Origin of the sequence: Microseira sp. BLCC-F43 (assembly GCF_041929235.1) — a bacterium.
GTDB lineage: Bacteria > Cyanobacteriota > Cyanobacteriia > Cyanobacteriales > Aerosakkonemataceae > Microseira.
In genome coordinates this window covers 1-13426 of the sequence record NZ_JBHFNP010000272.1, presented here as the reverse complement: position 1 = coordinate 13426, position 13426 = coordinate 1, and the positions used below count along the sequence as shown (strand labels likewise).

Annotated in this window: 12 protein-coding genes; 9 read left to right on the top strand and 3 right to left on the bottom strand. The window is 44.6% G+C overall.

The window, feature by feature from the left end:
- Positions 1-221 precede the first annotated feature (221 nt).
- From dxs to ACE1CM_RS35665, 5 genes are all read left to right on the top strand, one after another.
- Positions 222-2129 carry a 1-deoxy-D-xylulose-5-phosphate synthase gene (gene dxs, locus ACE1CM_RS35685; RefSeq protein ID WP_374883653.1) on the top strand — a complete coding sequence of 636 codons (1908 nt, stop codon included), beginning with the start codon at positions 222-224 and terminating at the stop codon, positions 2127-2129.
- A 188-nt stretch (positions 2130-2317) separates the two neighbouring features.
- The gene (locus tag ACE1CM_RS35680) at positions 2318-3469 is read left to right on the top strand and encodes a hypothetical protein (RefSeq protein ID WP_374883652.1); all 1152 of its coding nucleotides are present in this window, start codon (positions 2318-2320) and stop codon (positions 3467-3469) included.
- 134 nt (positions 3470-3603) lie between these two features.
- Positions 3604-4221 carry a hypothetical protein gene (locus ACE1CM_RS35675; RefSeq protein WP_374883651.1) on the top strand — a complete coding sequence of 206 codons (618 nt, stop codon included), beginning with the start codon at positions 3604-3606 and terminating at the stop codon, positions 4219-4221.
- A 270-nt stretch (positions 4222-4491) separates the two neighbouring features.
- Complete coding sequence (gene mtnA / locus ACE1CM_RS35670; protein ID WP_374883650.1) at positions 4492-5550, top strand: S-methyl-5-thioribose-1-phosphate isomerase; 1059 nt, start codon at positions 4492-4494, stop codon at positions 5548-5550.
- A gap of 31 nt (positions 5551-5581) precedes the next feature.
- Positions 5582-6808, top strand: coding sequence for a retropepsin-like aspartic protease (locus ACE1CM_RS35665; protein WP_374883649.1), 1227 nt, complete (start codon positions 5582-5584; stop codon positions 6806-6808).
- Between the two features lie 188 nt (positions 6809-6996).
- Here ACE1CM_RS35665 and ACE1CM_RS35660 read toward each other — a convergent pair whose 3' ends face one another.
- Genes ACE1CM_RS35660 through ACE1CM_RS35650 form a run of 3 tightly spaced genes read right to left on the bottom strand, consistent with a single transcriptional unit; the run spans position 6997 to position 8521 of the window.
- The gene (locus ACE1CM_RS35660) at positions 6997-7560 is read right to left on the bottom strand and encodes a hypothetical protein (RefSeq protein ID WP_374883648.1); all 564 of its coding nucleotides are present in this window, start codon (positions 7558-7560) and stop codon (positions 6997-6999) included.
- A 53-nt stretch (positions 7561-7613) separates the two neighbouring features.
- Positions 7614-7892: a TOBE domain-containing protein gene (locus ACE1CM_RS35655; protein WP_374883647.1), complete on the bottom strand. Its 279-nt coding sequence runs from the start codon at positions 7890-7892 to the stop codon at positions 7614-7616.
- A gap of 53 nt (positions 7893-7945) precedes the next feature.
- Positions 7946-8521 (bottom strand): HD domain-containing protein, encoded by a 576-nt coding sequence (locus ACE1CM_RS35650; protein WP_374883646.1) that lies wholly within the window; start codon positions 8519-8521, stop codon positions 7946-7948.
- A 96-nt stretch (positions 8522-8617) separates the two neighbouring features.
- On the opposite strand from ACE1CM_RS35650, the gene ACE1CM_RS35645 reads away from it, so the two are divergent.
- The 4 genes from ACE1CM_RS35645 (at position 8618) to ACE1CM_RS35630 (ending at position 13097) form a co-directional block, all read left to right on the top strand.
- Positions 8618-9457: a dual specificity protein phosphatase family protein gene (locus ACE1CM_RS35645; RefSeq protein WP_374883644.1), complete on the top strand. Its 840-nt coding sequence runs from the start codon at positions 8618-8620 to the stop codon at positions 9455-9457.
- A 261-nt stretch (positions 9458-9718) separates the two neighbouring features.
- Complete coding sequence (locus tag ACE1CM_RS35640; protein WP_374883643.1) at positions 9719-9991, top strand: hypothetical protein; 273 nt, start codon at positions 9719-9721, stop codon at positions 9989-9991.
- The gene (locus tag ACE1CM_RS35635) at positions 9940-11037 is read left to right on the top strand and encodes a PspA/IM30 family protein (RefSeq protein ID WP_374883642.1); all 1098 of its coding nucleotides are present in this window, start codon (positions 9940-9942) and stop codon (positions 11035-11037) included. Before ACE1CM_RS35640 ends, ACE1CM_RS35635 begins: the two co-directional genes overlap by 52 nt.
- Before the next feature lie 86 nt (positions 11038-11123).
- Positions 11124-13097 carry a PQQ-dependent sugar dehydrogenase gene (locus ACE1CM_RS35630; RefSeq protein WP_374883641.1) on the top strand — a complete coding sequence of 658 codons (1974 nt, stop codon included), beginning with the start codon at positions 11124-11126 and terminating at the stop codon, positions 13095-13097.
- Positions 13098-13426: the final 329 nt, after the last annotated feature.

Here is a 13426-nt window from a genome sequence, read left to right as displayed (position 1 = left end):
TCATATTTATTTGTAATTGTCAAATGAGGAGGGGAGCGCTCGATTTGGCTCAGCCCCGACGAAAAGCGCTTCGTGGGTAGGCTTGCAGGAGAATCGGCCTCAGATAGATCGGGAATATTACCTATATTAAATATTAATAATATTTACTTACAAAGAAGTAACTAACAAATCCATTAAATTAATAAAGGTAAATAAAATCTCAATAAACAAGAGAGAATGCCATGCACTTGAGTGAAGTCACCCATCCCAACCAGTTGCACGGGCTGTCGATACATCAACTTAAGCAAATTGCCCGTCAGATGAGGGAGAAGCATTTACAAACCGTAGCAACCAGCGGCGGTCACCTCGGCCCTGGGTTGGGTGTGGTGGAACTAACACTAGCACTTTACCAGACTCTAGACCTAGACCGGGATAAAGTCATCTGGGACGTGGGACACCAAGCGTATCCCCATAAAATGATTACCGGGCGTTACCATCGCTTCCACACCCTGCGGCAAAAAGACGGTATCGCCGGGTATCTCAAACGCTGCGAAAGCAAATTCGACCACTTTGGTGCCGGACATGCTTCCACCAGTATTTCTGCTGGTTTGGGCATGGCCTTGGCGCGGGACGCCAAAGGCGATAACTTTAAAGTCGTCGCCGTGATTGGTGACGGTGCTTTAACCGGCGGTATGGCGCTAGAAGCGATTAACCATGCGGGACACTTGCCCAAAACCAACCTGCTAGTGGTGTTAAACGACAACGAAATGTCAATTTCGCCCAACGTTGGCGCAATTCCCCGCTATTTAAACAAAATACGCCTCAGCGACCCGGTGCAGTTTATCACCGATAATTTAGAAGAGCAGTTCAAGCACCTGCCCTTCGTCGGCGAATCTTTATCCCCAGAATTGGCGCGGGTAAAAGAAGGGATGAAGCGCCTAGCAGTACCAAAAGTCGGGGCGGTATTTGAAGAACTCGGCTTTACTTACATCGGTCCAGTAGACGGGCATAATTTAGAAGAATTAATTGCCACATTCCAACAAGCGCATAAAATTACCGGACCAGTTTTGCTACATGTGGCAACAACCAAAGGAAAAGGCTACGAAATTGCCGAAAAAGACCAAGTTGGGTACCACGCCCAATCGCCGTTTAATTTAGCAACTGGAAAAGCGATTCCTTCTAGCAAACCTAAACCTCCCGCCTACGCCAAAGTCTTTGCCCACACTTTAGTTAAACTTGCCGAAAATAACCCCAAAATTATCGGCATTACCGCCGCAATGGCAACGGGAACTGGTTTAGATAAACTGCAAGCCAAACTACCCAAACAATATATCGATGTAGGCATTGCCGAACAACATGCCGTTACCCTCGCCGCTGGTTTAGCCTGCGAAGGAATGCGCCCGGTTGTAGCAATTTATTCTACATTCCTGCAACGCGCCTACGACCAAATTATTCACGATATCTGCATTCAAAATTTACCCGTTTTCTTCTGTCTGGACAGGGCGGGAATTGTGGGCGCAGATGGCCCAACGCACCAAGGAATGTACGATATTGCCTATCTACGTTGCATTCCCAATATGGTGTTAATGGCACCCAAAGATGAAGCCGAATTGCAACAAATGCTCGTGACTGGGGTTAATTATACTGCTGGCCCGATTGCGATGCGGTATCCGCGCGGCAACGGTTACGGCGTTCCCTTGATGGAAGAAGGATGGGAAGGATTACCGATTGGGAAAGCCGAAATTCTGCGTCAAGGCGATGATGTACTGTTGTTGGGTTACGGGACAATGGTATATCCGGCAATGCAAGTGGCGGAAATTCTCAGCGAACATGGAATTGAAGCAACGGTAGTTAATGCCCGATTTGCTAAACCTTTGGATACTGAATTAATTGCGCCGTTAGCGAAACAAATTGGACGAGTTGTCACCTTAGAAGAAGGTTGCGTCATCGGCGGTTTTGGTTCAGCTGTTGCTGAATCTTTGTTAGATAACGATGTAGTCGTACCCGTGAAGCGGATTGGCATTCCCGATATTTTAGTCGATCATGCCGAACCAGACGAATCGAAGGCAGATTTGCGCTTAATGCCCGCTCAAATTGCCGACCAAATTCGCACTGCTTTCTTTAAACAACAGCCAGCGGTTGTTAGTTAGCTTCTCTTGTTTTTCTCGTTTCCAGGTTCTACCTGGAAATGCCTTACGGCGGCTCTGCCGCCTTAGAATAGAGGCAGAGCCTCTAGTGGGGCATTCCAAGGTAGAACCTTGGAACGAGGAACGAGGATAACGAGAATAGGAATAATAAAAAACCACAGTAACGATAATAAACGAGCAAAAGGACACTTATGCTTATTAAGCGAGAAACCAAAAATAATGTTACTTATTTGTCCCTGGTTGAGGAAAGCTATAACTCTCAAAAGAAGCGTGGTCAAATCACAAAAATAAAAGACTTGGGAGTAGAAGAACCCATAACTCCGCTCAATAGCATGACTGAAGAATTCGCTATTGTTTGGGCGGAGGGCAGAACGTTGGGTAACGCGGTACCGTTTAGCGAGAGAGTTAAAGGAAAATTTCCAGAAGAAGATAGTGGCTGTGGCGTAATACTCCCCTGCGACATCGTTCCATGCGGCAAGTTTCGCAATGGCAAGGAGCGCTGGTGGTGTCGCACTCACCAAGTACACTGGGGGACAAAAGCCGACTTGCAACAGGCCGTACAAAATGAAGGGGATATTAGATGCTCGAATGCAAGCCAGCCGATGAATTATACCAAAAATCCCCTAGTGATTAACCCTGATGATTATGCTGGAGGAATTGGTATTTGGGCGGCGTTGCCAACTGCAATCAATACTACAGATGAGCCGGATTTACAAGATGTCGCCATTCACGTACACGCTAGACTACAGCCGCAGGGTAAAAAGAGCATCTATACCAGCTACCCTGCTGTAGTAATAACTTCATCAGAAGACACACCGCTGTTTAAAAACATTTCAATTAAAAGAGTTATCGTTGCTCCTCCCTCTGCATTAGCCTACCTAGAAGCCTTGATTAATAAGCTACCTTTGGGAACACTGAAGTGTCACACTTGCCAACATCCTCACCTTGACCTGGGAGATTTTGCTAAAAACCCACACAAGAAGCACTTTTGTGGTAATTGCGGTGTTGATTCTAACTGGTCTAAGGAACCAATTATCAGTAGCCCTCTCAAAGAAATAGCGGACAATATCACCAAGAACTCAGATTTTGTTGCGAGCGATCGCACCCTTGACCTGAGAAACTACCAGGACTGTAAAATAAAGGTGTGGTCATCAACCCCAGCTATTATCTGGACTAGCTATCAGCCCCAAGAAACAGGTATTCACGTTCACATCTATCAAGGGGGAAATAAAATTGTTGATGATACTTTCGGACAGGTCACATGGTTTGATGGCTCCTCCCTTGAGCGAGATCAGCTGCTTACTATAATGCTAGATAAAGTCAAAAAGACCGATCGCAAGTGATTTATCAAGACAGCGATCCTGGGAGCCTGGAAATGCCTTGCGGCGGCTCTGCCGCCTTAGAATAGAGGCAGAGCCTCTAGTAGGGCGTTCCAAGGTAGAACCTTGGAACGATATGGAACGATATGGATAAATCTATGTCTAAAAGAAAGATTTTACAAGAAGACCAGTCCTATACCTTTCGCTCCTACTTCGAGTTACCCTACGAAGCTGATGATATTCTAGCCGAGTTGAATTACTCGCTGATTAAATCGCGCTTATCTCTACCTAAAACAACTCAGCAACTAAATCGACTGCCTCAACTAAAGCAAACCATAGAGGAAATCTTACCCTTTATTAGTTTGAGTAATGAAACAGCTAGAAGAGAAACTTTAGTATCTCCAGTGATACTGGAGGTGGTTCGTTATTGCCAATGTCAGCTGCGGATTGAATATCCCCTTGTTGTGAATAACTGGTTGAAAGGCAATTTGGATTATCTGTTGCGGTCAAAAACCAATTTCCTAGTTATTGAAGCTAAAAATGATGACCTAACCAGAGGATTCATTCCGCTAGCAATGGAGTTAATTGCGCTTTCGCAAAGTGAAGAACAAGATATATTATATGGAGCCGTAACGATTGGTAATGTTTGGCAATTTGGCAAAATAGATCGCACTCAACAACAGATTGTCCAAGATCTAAACTTATTTAAAGTTCCTGATGATTTAGAGAGTTTAGTCAGCATTTTGGTGGGTATTTTAGAGGCAGTTGAAGCGTAAAAATAATAAAATGTTTAAGAGATGTTTTTATGTTTAACGCTCAGGGAAGAAGAACTTAAAGAAAAAGCACTATATTTTATAACCCCTGAAAGTATCGAGCGGATTTTTAGTTGCGTAGCAAAGTCCAGAATCTTCATTCAAATGTTATATTTTGGGAAAGTTGCCCTAGAGCAAAATTATGAAATCTAGCTTCGCATCTGGTATCATCTTGGTGAATGTTGTCAAAAATATAAGAAACTAATATACTGACGACTACAAAGAGCAACAGATATGCAACCCACCAACAACGTTTACCCTGTAGTTTGGGAAGAAGACCGCGTTTTCCTCATCGACCAAACTCGCTTGCCCAACGAGTACGCGATGGTAGAAATTAAATGTTATGAAGATATGGCGCAGGCGATCAAAAATATGATAGTGCGAGGCGCGCCAGCAATAGGAGTCGCCGCAGCTTACGGGATGTACTTGGGGGCGCGGGAGATTGAAACAGACGATCGCGAAGAGTTTATCGCCGAATTGGAAAAAGTAGGCGAAGTGTTGGGGGCGACGCGCCCGACGGCGGTAAATTTATTTTGGGCGATCGCGCAAATGCTCAAAACCGCCCGCCAAACTCTAGGATCGGTAAGCTACATCAAAAGCGTTTTACTCACCAAAGCGCAAAAAATCAACGCCGACGATATCCAAATTTGTAGGATGATAGGCGATCGCGGTCTAGAAGTTCTACCCAAAGACCCGCATCAGCTAACAATCTTAACCCACTGCAACGCCGGAGCCTTAGCCACAGGCGGATACGGCACTGCTTTAGGGGTAGTGCGATCTGCATGGCGCGAAGGTCGTCTAGCCAAAGTATACGCCGACGAAACCCGCCCTCGCTTGCAAGGCGCTAAACTCACCGCCTGGGAATGCGTACAAGAACGCATCCCCGTTACAGTTATTTCTGATAACATGGCGGCGCATTGCATGAAACAAGGTTTAATTCACGCCGTAGTCGTAGGCGCAGATAGAATTGCCGCTAACGGCGATACCGCCAATAAAATTGGCACGTACAGTTTGGCAATTGTCGCCAACGCCCATAAAATTCCTTTCTTCGTCGCTGCACCCCTTTCTACAATTGATTTTGACTTACCCGACGGCAGCGAAATTCCCATCGAAGAACGAGATCCATCGGAAATTTATCAGGTAGGCGAGGTAAACTTAACTCCATTTGGGGCAGAATTTTATAACCCCGCGTTTGATGTCACCCCAGCCGACTTAATTACAGCTATCATTACCGAACATGGGGCGGTTACACCAAGTCAGCTGATACAGTTTCAAACCAGACAAGCTGGATAAGAAGAAAAAGCGAGAGGGAGGAGAAAAAGTGTTGTTTGATAGAGACAATAAACGCCGCTTCAAACCTCTGCTTTTTGCTGCAATTTTTATTGCAGGTATTGTTTTGACCCTTGTTGGGTCTAGTTTATTTCAACCTGCGGTTAGCATACCTGCAATCCTCTCTCAAAAACCAGCAACCCAGAACAGAAATTCAACCGCACCAGAAAACCTCGGTCAACAACTGTTTCAACAAGTAGTCGAATGCGTCAAAGGTAAAATTACCAATCCTAACCAACTGAGTGAGACGGCTTTGCAAGCAGCTTCCACCCAGTGTATGTTTGACTTGGTGCTGCTCAATCCTGATGGTACCGTCCGAGATGATGCCAGCGATCGCCTCACCGCCTTTGTCCAATTCAGCGGCGTTAGTTTCCCTCAACCCGTCGCTAAAGGTCAAGCAAACATTCCACTAAAATTGCTACCAGATAGCCAACTTTTTACCCTTCCCGTCCAAATTGGCAGACAAACCAAAACCTTTTTATTAGATACAGGAGCTTCTGGTTCAATTATCGATAGTCAAATCGCCAAACAATTAGAACTAGAAAGCACCCCCGTTCCCACCGAACTGTTCAAATATACCGTAGTTGGAAATAACTGCTCCAACGTACAAGTAAACTTACATCCCTTACCCGTTCTAACAGTAGCAGGTGCGGAGGTTGAAGGAATTCTTGGCATGGGACTGCCCCAAACATCTATTCCAGGCAATTTATCTGGAGTTTTAGGACTTGATTTTTTAAGCAATTACGATCTAATAATAAATCCTAAAAAGCAGGAACTCAAACTTTTACCCGCTTCGCCTCCAGTACAAAATGCAATTCCTTTAGTAGGTAAATTAGGCAGTATCATCGCTCAAGTTAGGGTGAACGGAAGGGGGACATTTTCATTCCTTTTAGATACGGGCGCTTCTACAGTTGTAGTCTCAAAAAGATTAGTTCAACAATTGGGAATAGACGCAACTAAAGCAGAAGAAATCGACATTATGGGATTTTGCGGCAACGAAAAAGGAAAGAAAATAAAATTAGAAAAAGTCAGCTTACAACAATACGAATCCAGTCAACTAGATACCGTAATTCTGGAAAACAATAATCTTTTTAACTTACTAGGAATCGACGGCATTATCGGTCAAAACTTCCTGAATAAGTATCAACAACATTGGCGATTTGGTAAACGAAATCCCCTGGGATATGCCGAAACAGGTAGTTTAGTATTAACGCGGCAATAGAGAAACCCGGTTTTTTGGAAAAACCGGGTTTCTCGTTAAGGCGCAACAGTAGACTTCTGGCAAAAGTCCTAGAGCTTGGATTAAAAACCGCAGATAAATGCAGATAAAGACGCGAAGCGGCTTCCCGAAGGATACGCAGATAAAATTTATTAAGCAGTAAAGCAACGATTGCGAAGGTTGTTAACTTTTTAAATAGGCTGATTGATTTCGTGCTTAAATCCTGAATTTACCTTTTTCTGTGAGTAGCCGAAGCAAAGCTCACCTTCGTGATAACACTCTATACACCAGCTTTGTTCGAGACATATTATCCATGTGTCCCAGCCTTCTTCGAATACCCACTCCGCATACTGTGCCACAAGTGACAGACTGAGTTCGAGGCTCAGCGAATTCGCATCAGCCCAGGTTACTCTCACAATTGGATCTCCTAACTGGTGGTCAAGGAGCAGCTGCTTAAACGTTGCGAGCAAATCGGAATATTGATTAATATTCCAATATCTTTGATCGCAATTTGGAACCTGAGTCCAATCTATTCGTCCCCACCAAGCGACAGCAAAACTTTCTCCTATCCAAGCGGAAATGGGATCGGCAACCGAGTCTTCTGCCCAAATAATCTTGTACTGAGCCAACTTTTCATCAAGTTGATTGAGCAAATCTTTTCGGGACTCGCGTTGTTGTTGACGATAAAGCTTTTTCTTTAACTCTTCTCTACGAGCGAGAAGCGCTTTTCTTCGCTCCGGATCGATATGTTTCATTGACTTAAACTGAGTTCGATGTAGCTAATTCTGCGATCGTTGCGGACATAATATTAAACGGGATACAAAACATTACCCGTAGTCGGGTCAAAAACAAACAACCGATCCAGATCGAATTGGATAGAAATGCGATCGCTAACCTTCCCCCTCCAACTTCCCCCCACCTGAACATTCATCTGAACATCCACCCCATCTAACCCAACCCGAAGCAAAACCTCCCTTCCCAAAGGTTCCAAAACCTTAACAGAAGCTTCTAACTCTCCCTCCTCTTCTCTGCGTTCTCTGCGTCTCTGCGGTTCAATCACTCTTATATCTTCCGGACGAATACCCAAATCAAAACCTTTTGCTAATTGCTAATTGCTAATTGCTAATTGGTAATTGGCGATTACCCATTACCCATTACCTGATTTTCTAATTCTGAAACCACTTGCTCTAACTCGTCAACAATCGGCATTGAACTTGCCCCGCGAAACGCCTCGACTAGGGCGCGATAATACCACAGCGTGCCGTCTTTTCCACCTTTGAAGCGTTCCCAAACCGATTCGCCCAATATTTTATAGTCTCTTAAAATTGAGCGCGCATTATGCAATTTATCCGCTGCGGAAACTAACAGCACCGAGGGGGAAGCAGTGGGGATGTGGGCAATGTATGCTTCTTTGCGTTGTCGCCAGGGAGGTTTGGGCGTAGTATCGGCGTCGGTGCAACCATCTACAATTGCGGTGACGGTATCGCCGAAGCGACGGCGAATTTCTGATCGCGTGGGGTCTCCGCCTTGATCTTCTACTGCGTCATGCAGGAGGGCAGCGATTGCTTCTTCTTCATTTGCCCCATATTCCAAGGCAATGCTGGCAACCCCTAACAAATGTGCAACGTAGGGAACCCCGCTACCCTTGCGGACTTGGTTTGCGTGTAGCTTAGTTGCATAGGTGAGAGCTTCTGTAAACCGTTCTGAAAGAATCATTTTTTATATTTGGTAATTGTAGTGTTTTTTAGTTTTGCCTTCGCTCAAATAGTATAATATAAAAATCCCTAATCCCTCATATGTAGATTCAAAAAGATGTCTCGCGATAGTGAATTTCCCTTTGTCCAAATCCAAGATGTTAATCCTTCCCTCAATTCTGATATTACTCTCTATATGTTGGAGAATTTTGGTGCTACTATTAAATTAGCTAGCAAATATCCACCCCAAAACTTGAGAGTACAAATCTGGACAAATGCTTTAACCAAGCTAAACAGCGAAGGAAATTGGCATACCATAGACTTTGACTACCAATCCAGAGAAGCAGAAGATACGTTCATCTTTCAAGGTGGTTTCATGCCTACGAGTGAAGGTTTTTATCAATTTACTTATAGAATCGGGCTTGAGGATGACGATCGTTGGCAATGGGTAGGAGAGTTTAAACAGAATGGATATCTTAAAGTTGAACCTCCATCTCCCTTGATGAAATGGACGCAAGGCGCAAGTTACGTTGAGTTTTTCCCACATGTTTATGTGGGAAATTTTATAGCTGCTTCCCAAGCTGAGCAACTTGGAATAGATGCTGTCCTCAACCTGGCTACGGAATTTAATTTAACTTTTCCATCTGATTCTAACATCGTATCTAAAAAACTGGGAGTTTTAGATGGATCGCAACATCCTATCGGTGATGAAGTATTATTAGAAGCTGTTAACTGGATAGATGAACAAGTTAAGAATGGAAAAAAGAAGGTGTTAATCAATTGTAGAGCAGGTATTGGCAGGAGTGGCTCTGCGAGCATTGCCTATTGTTTTTACAAGCATCCTGATTGGAGTTACCAACAAACTCTGGATTACATTTGGAGCAAAAAGGCAGACATTTACCCTCATAAACATCTGCAAGAGAGTTTGGAACGCCTCTTTCCCAGGGGGAAAAAATAGCATAAAGTTTGTTAAATAACGTAATTTGCTAGTTATAAACAAGCGCGTTGCTAATGGCTAATTGCTAATTGCTAATATAGGATTTTTACTGACCTTAGCCATTAGCCATTAGCGATTAGCAACGCTGCGAGAGATAACTACCAACTTGAGTTAAATAGGTATGCTTCAGGCGGGTCGTATTAAGAATTTTTTGCCATATTTCCTGGCGTGGCGAATTTAGCGCGAAAAACGTTGAGAAGGTACTATCGCTCCCTTATTGTCATGCAGGAACAACAGGTGGAACAGCGCGATACGCACCCAGAAGGTGCTACCAGACTTTGGCAACAGTCGTTTGGACTGTGCGATCGCATCCCCAGTCTGGATATTAACCTTTTGCGCGACAGACTGTCGCAGCAGCAAGAGGCGGGATCTGACAAAAATGGGTGCGAAACCAACCAGGATATTTTTTCACAACAGAAAAAACTAAAATTATCCCAAATCATATGGAACTCGATTTACAACATGCGATGGAAGAAAACTCCTTGCCAGATTTAATCGTGCCAGGAACTGTAGCGGCGGGTGTTACCGACCAGTGTGGCGAGGCACTAGATATTTCGTTAAAGTCGCCCCTACTGGCGGAATTGATAGATCTCTACACCTACGATCAATTAGAAACAGCGTTTGCAGCTTGTTTGCAAAAGTTGGAAACCCTGACGGGTTACCAACAACCAACTGACGAGCAAATTCAACAATTAGAATCGAGTCTTGCTCAAATGCAGTCAGAATTGGTGCAGATGCGTCAGGCAATGGCTAAGGCTTTTACTACTCAAAAGCATACCGAAAAACAGTATAACTTTGCTCAATCGATAGCTAATAACTGGGAAACGCGCGCTCAAATTGCCTTGCAAAAAGGCCATGAAAATTTAGCTAAAGAAGCTTTATACCGGCAGAAAGCGAACGCCAGTATTGCGGCTTCGCTGAGATTTAGTTTGGATTGGCAATTGCTTTTGTTAGATACGCTTAAACAAAACATCATTGAATTGGAAGTCAAACTTTCAGAAATTAAAATCCAAAAAGAATTACTCGCGGCACTAATAAATGCCAAAGGTATTCAGCAAATTGAATCAGCATTGAAAGCGAGGTGGCAACAATTGGAAATCCTGACAAATTTCGACCTACCTAATTCCGCACAAATTCAACGTTTGGAGTGGCTGATATCGCAAATGCAGTCAGATTTAGTTTATATCCGTGCCTGCACTACTCAAGCTACTACTGCTGAAAATAATACTCGAAAACAATTTTACTTAGCTCAATCTTTAGCCAACAACTGGCAACGACGCGCTCGGATATCCGCGCAAAATCGCGATGAAGCTCAAGTAAAAGAATGGTCTATCCGGCAAAAAGCCGATGCCGATAGTGCTGCTTGTCTAAAAATTATTTTGGATTTGCAAACTGCTCAAGTAGATCTACTCAAATATAACTTAAGTGCCCTGGAAATTACAATTTCTCAAGTGAAAACTGAGAAAGAGTTGCTGAAGGTATCCGCATCGCTGCAAAATTCGAGCGCTCGCGCCGACAATGGTAGCAATACCTCGCTGTAGGTAGTTGACGTGGGTTTGGCGCAATTTGTGTACCAATAGTTCACAAAATGGTAAAATAATTGGTAACTTGGAGCGAGGAAATAGCCATGAATGGCGCAAGTACCGATGGTTTTTACGACCTTACTACCAACGCCGATAATTTTCAGTTAACGGTAGGATTTCTGGCTGGACTGCCATTGGGATTGCGTGGGTTGGAGGGAAGCGATCGCATCGTCGGATCTGCTGCGCCTGAAATTATCTACGGCAATCAAGGTAACGATACCTTAATGGGTGCGGCGGGAAACGATGCGCTATTTGGCGGTAAGAACGAAGATCTCTTAATCGGAAACCAAGGTAGGGATCTATTATTTGGTGACGATGGTGCGGATACTGTTTTCGGCAGTCAAGATGACGACTACCTTTCTGGTAACCAAGGAAACGATGTCCTTTCTGGAGATAAAGGAAACGACTCGTTGCGGGGTGGGAAAGGCGATGACTTGCTGACAGGTTTAGAAGGAAATGATATTTTAATCGGCGACTTTGGTAGGGATACTTTAATCGGCGGTGCTGGGGAAGATACCCTAGTATTGCGAACCGATACAGGTGTAAATGATGCCGCTAGTGCGGATATTATCAGCGAGTTTAATAATGGGTTGGATCGAATTGGACTGACTGGAGGATTAACCGCAGCGGATCTTGCTTTAGAACCCGGTTCTCTCGGTCCCGGTATGGGAGATACGCTGATTAAAATTAGGGCATCGGGTGCAATTTTGGCTTGGGTGGAAGGAGTATTGCCAAATCAAATAGGAAGCGATCGCTTCATCTCTGTTGATACCTTACTCACCACCGAAGGCGATGCGGTTAACAACCTGCTATCTGCCATCCCTCTAGATAGCAGCATTGTGCGAACCGAAACCCTATCTTCCACCCCAATTAATATTACTCTTGATTCATTACCCCCACCTTTCCAAACTCCCAGCGTTGCCAAACCCGCCCAAGTAATTCCGATTCCAGAAAACCCCGTTTTGCAAGTCCCACCCGGTTTTCAAGTTAACGTTTTTGCCGCCGGATTAGACAAACCTCGCTGGTTAGCAACAACCCCCACTGGCGATGTATTAGTAACCGAAACGCCAGAAAATCGCATTCGCTTGCTGCGGGATACCAACGGGGATGGCGTCGCCGATATTCGGACTACTTTCGCCGGTCCAGAAAATGGGTTAAATTTACCGTTTGGCATGGCATTCGCAGGGGGATATTTCTATCTTGGCAATACGAATGCTGTGGTGCGGTTTCCCTACAGCAACGGAGAATTACAAATAACAGGAACGGGGGAAAAAATTGCCGACCTACCCAGCGGCGGACACTGGACGCGCAACCTTGCCGTTTCTCCAGATGGACAGAAATTATATGTCTCAATTGGGTCTTTATCTAATGTCGATCCAGAACCGGCACCGCGCGCTTCAGTAATTGTGATGAACCTGGACGGGTCGAATCGCCAAACTTTTGCTTCGGGGTTAAGAAACCCGACGGGACTCGATATTAATCCGATTACCGGCAAACTTTATACTGTCGTCAACGAACGGGATGGATTAGGCGATGACTTGGTTCCAGACTTCCTCACAAGTTTAAGTTCAGGCGAATTTTATGGTTGGCCTTATACTTATCTTGCACCCAATAAACTCGATCCCCGTCGCACAGTTAACGGACAAAGCGAACGTCCGGATTTAGCAGCAAGTACTAAAACGCCTGATGTATTGTTCCAAGCGCATTCAGCACCTTTGGGACTGCAATTTTATGACGGTCAAACTTTCCCGCAAGAGTATCGCAATGGTGCGTTTGTTGCGTTTCGAGGTTCTTGGAATCGGGATCGAGGAACGGGTTATAAAATTGCCTTTGCACCTTTTAGTGCCGATGGTCGTCCTTTAGGTTATTACCAAGATTTTCTGACGGGTTTTCTGGTAAATCCATCTGTGCCGACGACTTGGGCAAGACCTACAGGTTTGCAAACTTTATCTGATGGTAGTTTACTATTAACCGATGATACGAATAACCGGATTTATCGGATTCAGTATCGGGGTTAGTTTGGGTGTAGTTTTCAAAATCTCCTTCCATAACCCCCTTTTTAAATGAACCGCCAAGACGCCATAGACGCGCAGCGGCTTCCCGTAGGGTAGAACGCCAAGAAGAAGAAGAGGAAGATAAGAGGGGTTGTCGATCCGGATTTGGTATGAGATGGATGCGATAGCACAGATAATCCCATTAGACCGTTTTCCCTTCAATCTGTAACAGATCCCCCTAAATCCCCCTTAAAAAGGGGGACTTTAACTTCTTCGGTTCTCCCCTTCGTAACTTCTTCGGTTCTCCCCTTCGTAACTTCTTCGGTTCTCCCCTTCGTAACTTCTTCGGTTCT